17 protein-coding genes are annotated in these 15,230 nt (G+C 71.2%); 8 read left to right on the forward strand and 9 right to left on the reverse strand.

Annotation, left to right across the window (positions count from 1 at the left end; translation table 11 throughout):
* Nucleotides 1-12: 12 nt before the first annotated feature.
* Nucleotides 13-1,527, reverse strand: a complete 1,515-nt coding sequence (locus GIS00_RS28750; protein ID WP_154766777.1) for a PucR family transcriptional regulator — start codon at nt 1,525-1,527, stop codon at nt 13-15.
* A 268-nt stretch (nt 1,528-1,795) separates the two neighbouring features.
* Here GIS00_RS28750 and eno point away from each other — a divergent pair, with 268 nt between their 5' ends.
* From eno to GIS00_RS02355, 6 genes are all read left to right on the forward strand, one after another.
* Nucleotides 1,796-3,079, forward strand: a complete 1,284-nt coding sequence (eno, locus tag GIS00_RS02330) for a phosphopyruvate hydratase (RefSeq protein ID WP_322097377.1) — start codon at nt 1,796-1,798, stop codon at nt 3,077-3,079.
* 115 nt (nt 3,080-3,194) lie between these two features.
* Nucleotides 3,195-3,674, forward strand: a complete 480-nt coding sequence (locus GIS00_RS02335) for an FtsB family cell division protein (protein ID WP_154766778.1) — start codon at nt 3,195-3,197, stop codon at nt 3,672-3,674.
* Between the two features lie 9 nt (nt 3,675-3,683).
* Entirely contained in the window at nt 3,684-4,229 is a 546-nt protein-coding gene (locus tag GIS00_RS02340; protein WP_154766779.1) for a DUF501 domain-containing protein, read from the forward strand.
* An 8-nt stretch (nt 4,230-4,237) separates the two neighbouring features.
* Nucleotides 4,238-5,446, forward strand: coding sequence for an MFS transporter (locus GIS00_RS02345; RefSeq protein ID WP_322097378.1), 1,209 nt, complete (start codon nt 4,238-4,240; stop codon nt 5,444-5,446).
* 400 nt (nt 5,447-5,846) lie between these two features.
* A complete protein-coding gene (locus GIS00_RS02350; protein ID WP_154766780.1) occupies nt 5,847-6,545 on the forward strand; it encodes a FadR/GntR family transcriptional regulator in 699 nt (232 codons plus the stop codon).
* A 1-nt stretch (nt 6,546) separates the two neighbouring features.
* Nucleotides 6,547-7,494 carry a Ppx/GppA phosphatase family protein gene (locus GIS00_RS02355; protein WP_154766781.1) on the forward strand — a complete coding sequence of 316 codons (948 nt, stop codon included), beginning with the start codon at nt 6,547-6,549 and terminating at the stop codon, nt 7,492-7,494.
* A gap of 20 nt (nt 7,495-7,514) precedes the next feature.
* Here GIS00_RS02355 and GIS00_RS02360 read toward each other — a convergent pair whose 3' ends face one another.
* The gene (locus GIS00_RS02360) at nt 7,515-8,033 is read right to left on the reverse strand and encodes a hypothetical protein (protein WP_154766782.1); all 519 of its coding nucleotides are present in this window, start codon (nt 8,031-8,033) and stop codon (nt 7,515-7,517) included.
* Nucleotides 8,034-8,250: 217 nt separating this feature from the next.
* Here GIS00_RS02360 and GIS00_RS02365 point away from each other — a divergent pair, with 217 nt between their 5' ends.
* Both GIS00_RS02365 and GIS00_RS02370 read left to right on the forward strand, forming a co-directional pair.
* A complete protein-coding gene (locus tag GIS00_RS02365; RefSeq protein WP_154766783.1) occupies nt 8,251-8,748 on the forward strand; it encodes a hypothetical protein in 498 nt (165 codons plus the stop codon).
* Between the two features lie 98 nt (nt 8,749-8,846).
* Nucleotides 8,847-9,308 (forward strand): hypothetical protein, encoded by a 462-nt coding sequence (locus tag GIS00_RS02370; RefSeq protein WP_154766784.1) that lies wholly within the window; start codon nt 8,847-8,849, stop codon nt 9,306-9,308.
* A gap of 51 nt (nt 9,309-9,359) precedes the next feature.
* Here GIS00_RS02370 and GIS00_RS02375 read toward each other — a convergent pair whose 3' ends face one another.
* From GIS00_RS02375 to GIS00_RS02405, 7 genes are all read right to left on the reverse strand, one after another.
* The gene (locus GIS00_RS02375; protein ID WP_154766785.1) at nt 9,360-10,859 is read right to left on the reverse strand and encodes a S10 family peptidase; all 1,500 of its coding nucleotides are present in this window, start codon (nt 10,857-10,859) and stop codon (nt 9,360-9,362) included.
* Nucleotides 10,860-10,890: 31 nt separating this feature from the next.
* Nucleotides 10,891-11,724 carry a translation initiation factor IF-2 N-terminal domain-containing protein gene (locus GIS00_RS02380; RefSeq protein ID WP_196073083.1) on the reverse strand — a complete coding sequence of 278 codons (834 nt, stop codon included), beginning with the start codon at nt 11,722-11,724 and terminating at the stop codon, nt 10,891-10,893.
* A 333-nt stretch (nt 11,725-12,057) separates the two neighbouring features.
* A complete protein-coding gene (locus GIS00_RS02385) occupies nt 12,058-13,353 on the reverse strand; it encodes a M18 family aminopeptidase (RefSeq protein ID WP_322097380.1) in 1,296 nt (431 codons plus the stop codon).
* A 31-nt stretch (nt 13,354-13,384) separates the two neighbouring features.
* Nucleotides 13,385-13,702, reverse strand: coding sequence for a hypothetical protein (locus tag GIS00_RS02390; protein WP_154766788.1), 318 nt, complete (start codon nt 13,700-13,702; stop codon nt 13,385-13,387).
* Nucleotides 13,703-13,707: 5 nt separating this feature from the next.
* Nucleotides 13,708-14,034 carry a hypothetical protein gene (locus GIS00_RS02395; protein WP_154766789.1) on the reverse strand — a complete coding sequence of 109 codons (327 nt, stop codon included), beginning with the start codon at nt 14,032-14,034 and terminating at the stop codon, nt 13,708-13,710.
* Between the two features lie 25 nt (nt 14,035-14,059).
* A complete protein-coding gene (locus tag GIS00_RS02400) occupies nt 14,060-14,698 on the reverse strand; it encodes a hypothetical protein (protein ID WP_230312726.1) in 639 nt (212 codons plus the stop codon).
* A gap of 22 nt (nt 14,699-14,720) precedes the next feature.
* Nucleotides 14,721-15,230, reverse strand: a complete 510-nt coding sequence (locus GIS00_RS02405; protein ID WP_154766791.1) for a hypothetical protein — start codon at nt 15,228-15,230, stop codon at nt 14,721-14,723.

A 15,230-nucleotide genomic window follows, 5' to 3' on the forward strand; every position in this document is an offset into this window, starting at 1 on the left:
CGCCGCACCCCATCAGCGGATGGTGACCGCCCGGCAGGCCAGGTGCAGGAAGAGGCGCTGGTCCGCGTCGTCCTCGTCGATGCCCAGCTGGTCCAGCGCCCGCTGGATGCGGTACCGGACGGCGTTGCGGTGCAGGTGCAGCCGCTCCGCGGTCCGGGTGATCGATCCCTGGAGATCCAGGTAGGTGCCGAGGGTCTCGATCATCGAGTCGCGCTTGGCGGGGGACAGGCCGGACAGCGGGGCGAAGAGCGTGTCCACCGACTCGCGCACCAGCGGCGAGCTGTACCACTCGATCAGGCCGCTGCGCAGGCCGACCGCATCGAACCCGACAGGCTCGTTCACCCGCCGCCGGGCGCGGGCGGCCGCGACCGCCAGCCGGGCCTCCGACGCGCTGGCCGCCAGTCCGACGATGCCGGCCCGCCAGGACCCGATACCGGTGAAGGTGCGCAGCTCCGGCAGGTCCGCGACCAGGTCGCCGATCACCCGTCGCACGGTGCGCTGCAGGTCGGCCGTGTCGGCCGCCGTGCCCTCCGCCGTCGCGTCCCGGGTGCAGAGCAGCAGCAGCACCGAGATGTCGTGCGAGACATGCCAGATGCCGGGATCGCCGGTCGTCGACCGGAGGGCCGCGGCCGCCATCCGGTCGCGTTGTTCGTAGGCACGGACGTCGTCGCTGGTCAGGTCCGTGAGATTCTCCAGCTCGATCCGGACGATCGCATGCCGGCCGTCGACCGGGATGCCCAGCCGCCGGGCCATCGCGCCGGTGGCACCGCGCCCGGCCCGGTCCGCGTCGACCAGCTGCAGCAGCAGCTCGCCCGCCGACCGCCGCAGCGTCTGCTCGGCCCGCCGCCGCTGCAGTGCCCCGCGGCTCAGTTCCACCGCGAGCCGCCACAGCACCATCTGCACCAGGGCGTCGGTGTCGGCGTTGCCGGTGGCCGCGGCGGCCAGCCGCTCGCCGTCCGGCTCGGTGACCACCGCAGGGACCGACACGGTGTCCGGGTCGGCCTCCTCGACCAGGGTGATCGGTCGGCCGAGCAGCTCGGAGCCGGCCGCCACGATCGCCTCCGCGGTGTCCTGGCCGGCGCCGAGGTCGTCCATGCCCTGCAGCGCGCGGCGGACCCGGTCCATGTTCAGGTGCAGCTCGTCGGCGAGCTGTCGCGCCAGCTCCCGGACCAGGACGTTGAGGTCGGTGTCCGGGGCCACCTTCAGCAGCGGCACCCCGGACTTGCGGCAGAGCGCCAGCGCGGTGACCGAGACGTCGATCTGCTCGGGCAGGGTCAGCAGGATGCCGGACACCCCGTGCCCGAGGGCCCGGCGCACGAAGATGTCGAAGCGGTAGGAGTCGGCGACGGCGGACAGCCGCCGGTCCAGCACCAGCAGGGTGCCCTCGCCGGTCTCGGCCAGCCCGTTGGCGTCGTCGACCACGACCACCTCGCGGACCGTCCGGTCCAGGTCGCCGACCAGCACCTCCACCGTGCCGCCGGTGCCCTGCTCGCGCAGCACCTCCACGAGCGAGGCGAGGGTGGTCACGGTGTCTCCTGCTGCCGGGTGCGGTCGTGGTCCCGGTGCGCGGGATCCGGTGCCTGAAGGTACAGGCGGGCGGGAGCGTCCGGGGCTTGTCCGGTGAGTGGGCCGTGCGACAGGCACGACTCTGCGCGGTGGCCCGGATCGGCCGGTCAGGCGGTCCCTGCGGGGACCGATAGGCTGCCTGCGCGGGGCGCGCGGTTGCGGCCCCGTGGTGCCCGCGTGCCGCGGACCGGCGCACGGGCGGACCGACTCGAGAAGAAGGGGTGCGCCCGTGGCGGCCATCGAACTCATCGGAGCCCGCGAGATCCTCGACTCCCGCGGCAACCCCACCGTCGAGGTGGAGGTGGCACTGGAGGACGGATCGCTGGCCCGTGCCGCGGTGCCCTCGGGCGCGTCCACCGGCGAGCACGAGGCGGTGGAGCTGCGCGACGGCGACGCCTCGCGCTACCTGGGCAAGGGCGTCCAGAAGGCCGTCGAGGCGGTGCTCGACGAGATCGGCCCGGAGCTGATCGGCTTCGACGCCACCGAGCAGCGCAACATCGACCAGAAGCTGATCGACATCGACGGCACCCCGGACAAGAGCCGGATCGGCGCCAACGCCATCCTCGGTGTCTCCCTCGCGGTGGCCAAGGCTGCCGCGGATTCGGCCGACCTGGAGCTGTTCCGGTACATCGGCGGCCCGAACGCGCACATCCTGCCGGTGCCGATGATGAACATCGTCAACGGCGGCGCGCACGCCGACACCGCGGTGGACGTGCAGGAGTTCATGATCGCGCCGATCGGCGCGCCGACCTTCCGCGAGGCGCTCCGCTGGGGTGCCGAGGTCTACCACTCGCTGAAGTCCGTGCTGAAGAAGAAGGGCCTGGGCACCGGGCTCGGCGACGAGGGCGGGTTCGCCCCGTCCCTGCCCTCCAACCGGGCCGCGCTCGACCTGATCGCCGAGGCCATCGGGGCCGCCGGGTTCAAGCTGGGCAGCGAGATCGCGCTGGCGATGGACGTGGCCGCCACCGAGTTCTACTCCGACGGCGCCTACACCTTCGAGGGCAGCCGCAAGACGGCCGCCGAGATGATCATGTACTACCGCGAGCTGGTCTCGGCCTACCCGATCGTCTCCATCGAGGACCCGCTGTCCGAGGACGACTGGGACGGCTGGATCTCGATGACCACCGAGCTGGGCAACAAGATCCAGCTGGTCGGCGACGACCTCTTCGTCACCAACCCGGAGCGGCTCGAGGACGGCATCGCCCGCGGCGCCGCCAACGCGCTGCTGGTCAAGGTCAACCAGATCGGCACGCTGTCCGAGACCCTGGACGCAGTGACCCTGGCGCACAGCGCCGGCTACCGGTCGATGATGAGCCACCGGTCGGGTGAGACCGAGGACACCACCATCGCCGATCTCGCGGTCGCGGTCGGATCCGGCCAGATCAAGACGGGTGCGCCGGCCCGGTCCGAGCGCGTGGCCAAGTACAACCAGCTGCTGCGCATCGAGGAAAGTCTCGGCGACGCGGCGCGTTACCTGGGCGAGCTCGCCTTCCCGCGGTTCTCCGCCGAGTAGGTTCACCCGTATGACCCAAGCCGGCCCCGGCCGACGACCTCGCAGTGCCGGACCCTCGCGGTCCGGCACTGCGGTGCGTCGGGCCTCCGCCCGGTCGGAGCGGCCCACCCGGGCCGTGTCCCGACCGGTCTCCGGACGACCGGGATCGGCGCCGGCCGGCAGCACCGCGGCCCGGCGTGCCGTGCGCGGACCGGCCGCCGGCGGGGTCGCCGAGGCACCGCGTCCGACCCGCTCCCGGGTGGCCCGGCAGGCAGCGGCGCTCGGACTGGTGCTGTGCACCGTCGCCCTGCTGATCGCGTTCCCGCTGCGCACATACCTCGCCCAGCGCGACCAGCTGCGGTCCGAGCAGGCGGAGGAGCAGGCGCTCCGCGACCAGCTGGCCGACCTGCAGGGGCAGGCCGCCGCGCTGCAGGACCCGGACTACATCAAGGCCGAGGCCCGCGCCCGGCTGCAGTACGTGATGCCGGGCGACACCGTCTACGTGGTGCAGGCGCCGGAGCCCACGGTGGCCGGCAGCCCCGGCACCGCGGTGGTCGAGGAGTCCTCGCCCTGGTACTCCGACCTGTACGACACGCTCTCCACGCCGACCGGGTGAACAGCTGACATGACCGACCAGACCCCGCCGGACCTCCGGGCGGTGGGCCCCGGCGCGCCGGTCGACCTGACCCCGGTGACCGACGCCGACCGGGTGGCCTTCACCGAACAGCTCGGCCGCCCGCCGCGCGGTGCGCTGGCGGTCGCCTACCGCTGTGACCACCGGGTGCCGGCGGTGGTGCTGACGGCGCCGCGGCTGCCGGACGGCACACCCTTCCCGACCCTGTACTACCTGTCCTGCTCGACGCTCAACGCCGCGGTGAGCCGGATGGAGTCGGCCGGCCTGATGCGGGAGATGACCGAGAGGCTCTCGGTGGAGCCGGATCTCGCGGAGAAGTACCGGTTCGCGCACGACACCTACCTGGCCACCCGCAACGCGCTCGACGACCTCGGCATCGCGGTGACCGCCGGTGGCATGCCGGACCGGGTGAAGTGCCTGCACGTGCTGGTCGCGCACTCGCTGGCCGTCGGCCGTGGGATCAACCCGCTGGGCGACGAGGCCGTCGACCTGCTGCCCGAGTACTTCCGCGGCGAGCCGGCCTGCGCCCACCTGTAGGGCGCGCCGTGGTGCACCCGGCGTTCCGCAGGTTCTGGTGGGCGACCTCGATCTCCGAGGCCGGCACCTACTTCACCACCCTCGCGGTGCAGGTGCTGATCGTCGTGCAGCTGGGCGGCAGCGCGGCGGACGTCGGGCTGGTCAACGGCGCGCGCTGGCTGCCCTACCTGCTTTTCGGCGTGGTCGCCGGGGTGCTGGTGGACCGGATGCGCCGCCGCCCGGTGCTGATCACGGCCGACTTCGTGCGGGCCGGGCTGCTGCTCGCCGTGCCGCTGCTGGCCTGGACCGGATCGCTGCCGATCCTGGTGCTGGCCGGTCTGATGGCGCTGCTCGGACTCGCCTCGCTGGCCGGTGACGCGGCCGCGCAGGCCCTGGTGCCCCGGCTGGTACCGGTGGACGACCTGACCCGGGCGCACGCGAGCCTGGACCGGGCGGCCGCCGTGGCGCAGGCGGGCGGCCCCGCGCTGGCCGGGATGCTGATCGGGCTGATCGGCGCCGCGCGGACGGTGCTGGTGGACGCGGCGAGCTATCTGGTGTCGGGGGTCCTGCTGCTGTTCACCCGTGTCGCCGAGCCGGTGCCGGAACGTGCGGCGCGGCAGGGCATGTGGACCGAGATCCGGGAGGGCCTGCGCTGGGTGTACCGGCACCGCACCCTCGGGCCGTTCGCGATCGCCACCCACGGCTGGTTCCTCTTCTCCGCGCTGGCCGGGGTGGTGCTGGTGCCGTTCGCCGTCGACACCGTCGGGCTGTCGCCGTTGCTGCTCGGCATCGCACTGGCGCTGGCCGGGGTCGGTGCGTTCGTCGGCAGCTCCGCGGCGGCGTGGCTGGGGGAGCGGCTCGGGACCGGCCGATTGGTGATCGCCGCCCAGGCCGGCACCGGGATCGCCTGGGGCGTGGTCGCTCTCACCCCCGTCTCCGGCTGGGCCGGGGTGGTCGCCGGGGCCGGTCAGTTCCTGCTCGGGGTGGCGATGGGCGCGTCCAACGCCAACGAGATGGCCTACCGCCAGTCCGTCACCCCGGACCGCCTGCAGGGCCGGATGAACGCCACGATGCGCTCGGTGAACCGAGCCATGATCGTGATCGCCGCGCCGCTCGGTGGTCTGCTCGCCGATGCCATCGGCTACCGCCCCGGCCTCTTCCTCGCCGCGGGCGGGATGCTGCTCACCGCACTTCTTCTCCTGCTGTCCCCGTTCCGCGCCGCGCGGGTGGGGGAGTGAGTACCCGTGAGCCCCGGGTGCTGATCGGATCGGTGGGTCGGGGACGGCGGTCCGCGCGGTTCCGTCGTGCGCCGGTAGGTAGGGCATATCCGGGACCGAACCCGTTGCTGGGCGATGGTTTCGGTCCATTCCTTGCGGTCGGAGGGTGGTCGGACCGGCGGCCGGACGTCGGCATGCAGAGCCATCGCCGGCACGCGTCACCTCGCGGCGGCAGCGGATCCCTTCCCCGGGTCACTCGACGATCCGGTCCGATCTGCCGTGGGAACGGGGCGTTCGGTCGGCCAACCCAGGCTTTCGGCGGGCTTGTGGTCGGACCACAGACCCACCCGATGCCGGAGGCCGCACGGCGGCACGGGATGATGCTGGGAGTCGCGCACTGCCGAGCCGAGAACGGAGCCCGATGGCCACCCGCACGTACCAGGAGGTGCTGCGCCGGATCGAGGCGGATCTGGCGGACGGGCGGCTGGACGTCGGCGGGCGGTTGCCGGGGGAGCGCGCGCTGGCCGAGCGGTACGGCGTCTCGCGGTCGAGCGTGCGCGAGGCGATCCGGGTGCTGGAGGCGATGGGCCTGATCCGCACCGGGGTCGGGTCCGGACCGGACGCCGGTGCGACGGTCATCGCCGATCCCGCCGCGCCCATCGGCGCCGCCCTGCGCTGGCACCTGGCCAGCCGGCACCTCCCGGTCGCGGACATCGTCGGTACCCGGGTGCTGATCGAGTCCTGGGCCGTCGGCGAGGCCGCGGTACGTGAGGTGGCTGACGCGGACCTGGCTCCGATCGTCGACCTGCTGGACGAGATGGACCGACCGGACCTGCCGGTCGCGGACTTCCTCAACCTGGACACCAGGTTTCACGTCGCGCTCGCCCAGCTGGCCGGCAATGCGGTGATCGCGGCGGTGATGACGGCCATGCGCGAAGCCATCGAGCAGTACGTGACGGCGGCCGTGGACGGGTACCCGGACTGGTCGGGGATGGCCGATCGGCTGCGCGCCGAACACCGGGGCATCCTGGAATCGGTGCGGGACGGCGACCCGGGGCTCGCCTCCGAGCGGGTCGTCGCGCACATCCAGGGTTTCTACGGCGCAACAGGAGTGGGCTGACATGGCGCGCAGGGTCGCGGCGATCGACTGCGGGACGAATTCGATCCGGCTGCTGGTCGCCGACGTCGAGGACGACGGGGTGCTGGTCGACGTGCACCGCGAGATGCGGGTGGTGCGGCTCGGTGAGGGCGTCGACGCCACCGGACGGATCTCCTCGGGGGCGCTGGACCGGACCTGGGCGGCGCTGTCCGACTACACCGCGATCCTGCGGGCGTCCGGCGCGGTCCGGGTCCGGATGGCGGCGACCTCGGCGTCGCGGGATGCCGACAACCGGCAGGACTTCGTCGACATGGTGCGCGGCGTGCTGGGCCAGGAGCCGGAGGTGATCACCGGGGTCGAGGAGGCCTCGCTGACCTTCCTCGGCGCGGTCGGTGGTCTGGCCCCGGATCCCGGACCGTTCCTCGTGGCCGACATCGGCGGCGGCTCCACCGAACTCGTGGTGGGCTCGACGACGAGCACCGGGGACCCGGAGGTCCACGGCCGGATCAGCCTGGACATCGGGTGCGTGCGGCTGACGGAACGGATCCTGCGCTCCGATCCTCCGCCGCAGCAGGAGATCTCGGCTGCGACGGAATGGGCGACCGAGCTGCTGTCCGGTGGGCTGGACCAGCTGCCGCTCGACGGACTGCGCCGGCTGGTGCCGGTCTCCGGAACCGCCACTACGGTCGCCGCAGCCGCACTGCACCTGCCGACCTACGACCCGGCCCGGATCCACCTGTCCCGGATCCCGGCCGGTGATGTGCACCGGGTGGCGACGACGCTGCTGCACTCGACCCGCGCCCACCGTGCAGCCCTGGGCTACATGCATCCCGGCCGGGTGGACGTGATCGGGGCCGGCTCGCTGGTGCTCTCGGTGCTGGTGTCCGAGGTCGAGCGCCGGACGGGCATCGACGAGGCGACGGTGTCGGAGCACGACATCCTCGACGGGATCGCGTTGTCGCTGGGCTGAGTCGGGAGCGGGTGTGCTTCTCAGCCCGTGATGGAATGGGTCGTCCCCTCGATCAGCACGTCAAGATCCTGACCAGGTGTGATCCCGCCCGGCGGGTCCAGCGTCCAGGTGGATGCCACCAGGTCTGCGAGACAGCCTTGGGAGTAGGGGCTCTCATAGCCTCCGGCGAGCACGATCTCGATCGAGTTCGGGCCGGTCAAGGTGACGGAGGTCGGGTAACGGCGACACGAGCTGCTGTTGAACGTGGTCAGCACCAACCTCCGCGGCTCGCTCGTGCTCCAGCCGACCATCGACTCGCCGTACTTGGCGTCGGCCATGTCCGATGGGAACGTGGCCGGCATGTCCGTGCCAGCCGGCAGGTACTGGGTCATGCTGACGAACGGCGCGGTGGGCGGCGGCCCGCTGCTGGTGGTGAGCGGCGCGGAAGGCGGACCGGTGACGATCGGGCTCGGCGGGTCCGCGGTCGACCCGCTGTCGCAGCCGACCGCAACAAGAGCGAGGGCGGCGAGCAGTGCGGCTGTCCGCAGTGTGCGGATCATCGGACCCCCCTTCGTCAATCCCTCGACGGAGATCGGCACGCCTGAGGTTGCACCAGGGCCCTCAGCGTTCGTCGGCGATGCAACGTGACGGTGCGGTCGGACCGTCCACCGATGGAGCCTCGCATTCACTGTTCGGATGCTCGAGGATCGCCGACATCGGAAGGAACTCATGACGGACGTGGACATGCGTCATCGCAGGGCGCCCGGACATGTTGTGGTGCGCGTTCTGGTGCTGGTCGCTGTGGTCGCGCTGATCGCCGGTGCGCTGGTGTGGGGTTCCCGATCGACGAGGCCCGGGACCGAGCTGCAGCGTTTCGCCACCGGATCGGTGGTGATGTCCGAGGTGGACATCAGCGATGCGCCGGTCGAGATCCCCTCTGACCAGCTGTCGGAAACCGGGCTCGGGCCGGCGCTGGCGAAGATCTCCTGGACGGACTACCGCGGCGAGACTCTGCTGCTGGTGACGACGTTCGGCAGCAGCTCCTGCCCGACGTACCTCACCGACATCGTGGCGACCGGGGATCAGTCCATCCGGATCGGCACCATCAGCGAGGTCACGCACCCGCGGACGACCGGCGAATCTCTGCGGATCTGCTCCGGGGACCTGAGTCCGCTGACCGCGCTGATCGACCCACCCGCGGCCGTGTCGTCATCGGAACCGCTGATCGTCGCGATCAACGGGTTCGACCTGACCGTTCCGGCGCGCGGCGCATGACGGACGTGGACCGGCAGAGGGGGATCGAACGGCGGACGGGTTTCCGGCGTGCCCAGATCGTGGGGCGAGCCCTCATCCTGGTCGCTGCGGTCGCACTGGTGGCGGCCGCGCTGGTGTGGGGCTCCCGGCCGACAGTGGGCCCGCCCCCCGAGATGCGTGAATTCGGTACCGGCATGGTGCTGATGTCCCGGCTCGATCCTGAGGAATCTCCGGTGGAGATCCCCGGCGATCAGCTGTCGGAGATCGGACTGGGCCCGGCGCTGGCGAAGATCAGCTGGACCACCTACCGCGGCCAGGACGTGCTGCTGGTCACGACGTTCGGCAGCGGCGCCTGCCCGACCTACATCTCACATGTCGAGATGATTGGGCCCCAGGCGATCCGGCTCGGTACCGGCAGCGTGCTGACCAACCCGCGGGAGCCCGGTGTGGATCCGGCACTGTGCACCTGGGATCTCGCGCCGAGCGTTTCCATGGTCGAGCCGCCCGCGGACATCAGCCCCACGGAGCGACTGACCGTCGAGATAGACGGCTTCGACTTGACCGTGCCGCCGAGCGGCTGATCCGGCTTTCGTCCTGAGCCCTGCTGCTCAGCACTTCCGGCGCTGCAGATCTCAGTCGGCCGGCCGCTCGCCACCGACCGCCCACGCGATGAACTCGGCGAGGTCGGCGGACTGCTGCACCCGGGTCGGCTCGTGCACGTACATCATGTGGCCGGCCGGGTAGTAGCGGCGGGACACGTTGCTGCGCAACTCGTCCGGGATGTTCAGCGCGGCCAACGAGTGCTCCGCGCCGGAGATCGGCGTCGCCGCGTCGTAGTGTCCGAATGCCACGTGCACCTTGAGGAACGGGTTGGTACGCATCGCCGCCGACAGATCCTCGACCACCGTCACCGCGCGGTTCTCGAACTCCTTGTACGACCACGGGTACACCTTCTCGGTGAGCACCTCGTAGGGCAGATCAGAGTGGTAGCCGAGATCCTCGCGCAGGTAGTGGTTCACCGCCGCGGTGTACGGCCCGGCGATGTGGTCCATGCTCGGGTCGACCCGCAGCTGCGCCGCGTTGAGGTCGCCGGGCCGCCCGCTGAACCTGCCGTCCAGTCGCCCGACGAACAGCCCGCGGTGGCGGAGCAGCTCGGCGAAGAAGTGCAGGTGCTCCACCCGCAGGTCCGCTCGGAGCCAGTAGTCGACGGACAGGCCGGACACGTCCGCGAGACGCGCGGCCATCTCTGCTCTCTCGGTCGGGGTGAGGCGGTTGCCGCGGGCCAGCGCCCAGCGGTAGTCGCCTTCGGCCAGTTCTGTCGCTGCCTGGGTGGCCTCCTCCAGGTCCCGCCCGGGCAGCATGCCGTGGTAGTGCGCCAGGGCCGCGTAGGCCGGCAGGAAGTGGACGTACGGCTCGTCGTTCCCGGGCTCGAAGTCGAGGGTCCCGAGGTCGAGAACCATGGAGATCAGCATGATCCCGTTCAGGGTCATGCCGAACCGCTCGGACAGGTGTCCGGCCAGGGCGGCCGCGCGCAGCGTGCCGTAGGACTCCCCGGCCAGGAACTTCGGCGACAGCCAGCGGCTGTTGCGGGTGGTCCAGAGGCGGATCACCTCGGCGACGGCGTCCCGGTCGCCGGAGAACCCGTGGTACGGCGTGCTCTTCTTCCCGTTCACCGGCCGGGTCCAGCCGGTGGACATCGGGTCGATGAACACCAGATCGCTGTGCTGCAAAAGGGTCTCGGCGTTCTCCAGCAGTCCGTACGGCGGCGGGACCCGGTCGTCGACGTCGCCGGCGTGGACCCGGCGCGGCCCGAGCAGCCCCAGGTGCAGCCACACCGACGACGATCCGGGGCCACCGTTGAACGCGAAGGTGATCGGGCGCGTGCCGGGGTCGGCGCCGTCCAACGTGTAGGCGGTCAGGAACACCTCCGCGCGGGCCTGGTGCCCCTCGAAGGTGCCGTCCGTGGTCACCTCCTCGCGCAGCACGATCCGGCCGGTCGATGCGGTGTAGCGCAGCTCTCCGGCGGGTGTGGTGACGGTGTGTGCGGTGACCACCAGGTCGTCGGTCGGGTCGGGGGAGTCCGAACCCTTGGCGGTGGTGGAGTCCTGCTTGTCCGTGGCGCCCTCGGTCATCGGATCAACCTAACCGGTTCCGATCCGCCGCTCAGCCGAGTTGGAACCGGCCGGACAGCCGGACGCCGCGGCGACGGTACTGCTCACCCTCCTGGATCCGCGCCCACACCGAGGTGGCGGACTCCCCACCGCGCAGCCGCTGCAGGGCCGAACGCCCGGACAGCACGATGCGCAGGTCGTCGGGCTCGATGTCGGCGACGGTGCACTGGTCGGCGAGCCCGGCCTCGCTGGGCAGCAGGCCGGCCGCCAACCACTCCGCCTGCTGGTCCTGGGTCAGTCCGCGACGGCGCCACTGCGGGTCGTGGTCGACCTCGGGTGCGGTCGCTCGGTCGTTCTCCGGCGAGGTCCGCGGCGACGGGATCCGGGGCACCGGCCGGTTGCGGGCAGGGCGCTCGGGCTGGTGCTCCGGTCGGCTGCCGCCGGGACGGTTGGCCGGCGGCAGGGTGGCGGGGCGCACCGCCGGGATGGGCCGGGTGTGCGGGGTGCCGTCAGCCGCGTGCAGCGTCGGCGACGTCGCGGCCTGCGGTGCGGCGGCCTGCGGTGCGGCAGTCGGTGGTGTCGCGGCTGCTGGTGTCCGGACGGATGGGGCCGGGCTGACCGGTGCCAGGAAGAGGACGTCCGGATCCGCGGTGGCCGGTGTCGTCCGTGGTGCAGTGACGGCCTGCGTCACTGGTAGGTCCGGCCGATGTTCTGGCTCGTGGTGCTCGCGCAGCCCCCGGCGTACCTGGGCGGCCATCGATTCGCCGAGTACCGCGGATCGGCCGCGCACCCGCACGCCGATCCCGGACAGGAACTCCAGGACGGCGTCGGGCGCAAGACCCAGTTCACCGGCCAGTTCGTGCACCCTGATCCGCGACCGCGACACGAGAACCCCTTGCTCGAGCCATGACAGATGGTGAAACCATTGTGCTACACGTACGGGTGAAGACAGCGTTCATGACCTGCGGCGAGCCGTCCGGATCCCGCAGCGTCCGCTCGGTACTGATCATCACTTCCGGGCGCAACGCTACAGAACCCTCACACATCGGTCTCGGTACGGTAACGTTTGATCTGCACTGGTGACGAGAACCGGTCCGGGAACCGAAGCACCAACGCCAGTGGAATGCCGGCTCGGGATCTCCGGCCACCTGTCGGGGGGTGGCCGGAGCCGTCCCGGTCAAATTAGGGGCGGCTCCCGACCCCGACGCACTCAGCTCGGTCAGGCCGGCGCGAGGAATGCGCCCAGCGCCGCGGCCAGCATCGCCTGGTCCGCCGTCCCGCAGAGCTCCCGGATGCTGTGCATCGAGAGCAGCGGCGCCCCCAGATCCACCGTGACCGCACCGGTGGCCGCGGAGATCATCGGGCCGACCGTCGAGCCGCAGGGCAGGTCGGTGCGGTGCACGTACGACTGCATCGGGACGCCGGCCTGGTCGCACGCCAGCCGGAAGGCCGCCGCGCCGGTCGCATCGGTGGCGTAGCGGAGCTGGCTGTTGACCTTGAGCACCGGCCCGCCGTTCATCCGGATCGGGTGCCGCGGCTCGTGGTACTCGGCGTAGTTCGGGTGCGTCGCGTGCGCGGCGTCGCTGGAAGCGATGACGGTGCCGGCCAGCGCGCGGAAGTACTCGTCGCGCTCCCCGCCACCGGCCCGGACGATCCGCTCGAGGACGGTCGTGAGCAGCGCCGACCCGGCGCCGCGGGCGGAGGTCGAGCCGACCTCCTCGTGGTCGAACAGCACCACCACCGGCAGCGGGCCCGCGGAGTCGGTGATCTCGAGCAGCGCCCGGATCCCGGCGTAGCTGGAGGTCAGGTTGTCCAGTCGGGCGGAGGCCAGCGTCGCCCCGTCGCGGCCGGTGATCCGGGCGGGGGTGAGGTCGTAGGCCATGAGGTCCCATGCGAGCAGATCCGTTGTGGCAACGCCGATCCGACCGGCAAGGTACGCCGGCAGGTCGCCCGGCCCGCTGCCGATCGCCCAGTGCGGCGCCAGATGCCGCTGCGGATCGAGCACCAGACCCTCGGCGTTCACCGACCGGTTGAAATGGATGGCCAGCTGCGAGACGCGCAGCAGTGGCTCGTCGATCGTCACGAGATGCTCTGCAGTACCGGCACTGTCGCGGACGACCACACGGCCGGCCAGCCCGAGATCGCGATCGGTCCAGGTGCCGAGCAGCGGTCCGCCGTAGACCTCGACGCCGAGCATCTGCCAGCCTGCACTGGCATAGTCCGGCAGGGGCTTGATCCGCAGGTTCGGGCTGTCCGTGTGCGCGGCCACGATCCGGAACGGCCGGGCTGGGTCGCCCTCCGCCTGCCGCCACGCGACCAGCGAACCGCTACGGCGCACGAAGTACCCGCCGGACGTCGTCGGGAACGGCTGCGTCTCGTCCAGCGCCGTGAAACCCCCCGCCACCAGCTGCGCCGCCGCGGTGGCCGTCGCATGGAACGGCGTGGGGCTCGCGTCCAGGAAGCCGGCCAGGCCGGCGGCGGTCGGGGCGATCGATGCGGGGTCGAAGCGGGTCACCGGGTCAGTTTCCCAGACGGGGCCACAGCGGTCAGCGGGCCTCTTCGACGGCCTCAGCCTCGTCCGTCTTTCGCCTTTCCTCCGCTTCCCGCTCGCGACGGGCGGCGGACAGGGTGTACGTCCGTTTCTCGGGATGCCGCAACAAATAGATCGCAGTCGCCGTGTAACACAAGATCAGCACCGGGAGGCACACGTACGCGAACAAGACGAACAAGACATCTACCTCGCGGTCGCCGAGCACCTGGATGAGCCACAATCCGGTCCAGGTCAGGGTGAGCACGATGCTCCCGGACAGGCTGGTGGTGCCCAGCCAGCGTGGTAGCCCGTCCTTCCGCATCCACCAGCCCATGGGACTCATTCTTCCAGATCTCGGCGCGAGACCGCCTGGCGGGCTTGCGCCGCATGATCCTCGTGCTTTACAGATGTTGGGAAGGAACGGCTCTCACTGCGGTGTGGGGACGGTCGCCTCCGGATGGACCATCCCGCCACCAGCGCGAGCACCATGATCGGACCCAGGGCAAGTCGCGACCAGAAGTCGGACCACTCGCCGGTCGCTGCGGCGATGATCGTGGACAGCAGCCAGGAGAGCGCGCCGATCACGACCAGGACTGCGACGACGGGATGACGGGCGATCCGGTACACGGTCCTGCCGAAGCGGACGGACGCGGGCTCGGTGGTCACGACCTCGACGCTACGCCCGGACCGATCAGGGCTTCAGCCACACCCGGAGCGGGCCGACCGCTCGGAACCCGATCCCGAGCAGCACATCGAGCTTCTCGCCGCGGTCGTATCCGACCAGTGGTCGAGCGGGGAATGCTGCGGCGATCGCCGCGACGGCGCCGGCGAGGTCGGGACCGAAGGTGTTGGACATCCCGACCACCTGATCGGAGACATTCGCGATCGCCCCCGATCCGCGACCGTCGCTGAGCACCGCCACGTCCTGATCGTCCAGCAGTGAGGGTCGGAAGACCTCGCCGCCGCCGTGGTCCGCGGCAAAGGCACGCAATGCCTGCACATCTCGGACCTCGGACCATCGGTCGGTGACGAGATCCGTGCTGTCGAGCCGGATCCAGGTGGCGTCGAAGAGAAGCTCGAATCCGGCCGTGGTGAGATCGAGGGTGGCGAAGCTGTCCTTCACGGACGCGCCGGCGCCGGCATCGATGCGTGCGAGCACCTCGCGCTCGGTCAGCCGGGGCGAGAGGGTGACCGCATCCGGGTAGAGGACCGGTGAACGTGATGTGCTGCACCAGATGTCGTCGGAGAACTCGGTCACCACTCCGTGCGAGCGGCAGACCGCGTCGCACCACCGCGCGTTGTTCCGGGCGGCCGCCGTTGCATCATCCACGCCCGCAGCGTCCCACAGGTGGTCATCCGGCCGCATGCCGTCCGAGTGCGATCGGCATGCCCGGCCTGAACACCACAGTGGTGGAGTCGAGATAGGGCAGCTCCGCGATGAAATCCGGCCCCGGTGTGGCGTGGTCCGGGTCGTAGCCGATCACGAACCGCCCGCCCCGCTCATCGAGTCCCCAGCCCCCGAGACGGATCCCGTATTTCTCCATGATCCGGAGGCGATGCTCGCGCAAAAAGTGTCGGACCGCATCGCAGTGGTAGTTGGCCAACATCGCCCGCAGCACTTCCATCGGCATGTCGGCGGGCACCGCCGCGCGGTAGCGGGGATCCGGCGGGGCGTCGCCGACGAATCGGAGCACGACACCTCTGACTGCTTCGTCGACACCTGCGCCCGCGTAGCGCGGATCCTGTGATCCGATCCGGTTGACGGCGGCCAGCACGGACCCGACCCGCCACCGGAAGGCATCCAGTTCGGACTGTGTTGACACTTCGAGTCCCTTCCGCGACGGCGTGGCCGACTCCACCAT

Origin of the sequence: Nakamurella alba (genome assembly GCF_009707545.1) — a bacterium.
Lineage (GTDB): Bacteria > Actinomycetota > Actinomycetes > Mycobacteriales > Nakamurellaceae > Nakamurella > Nakamurella alba.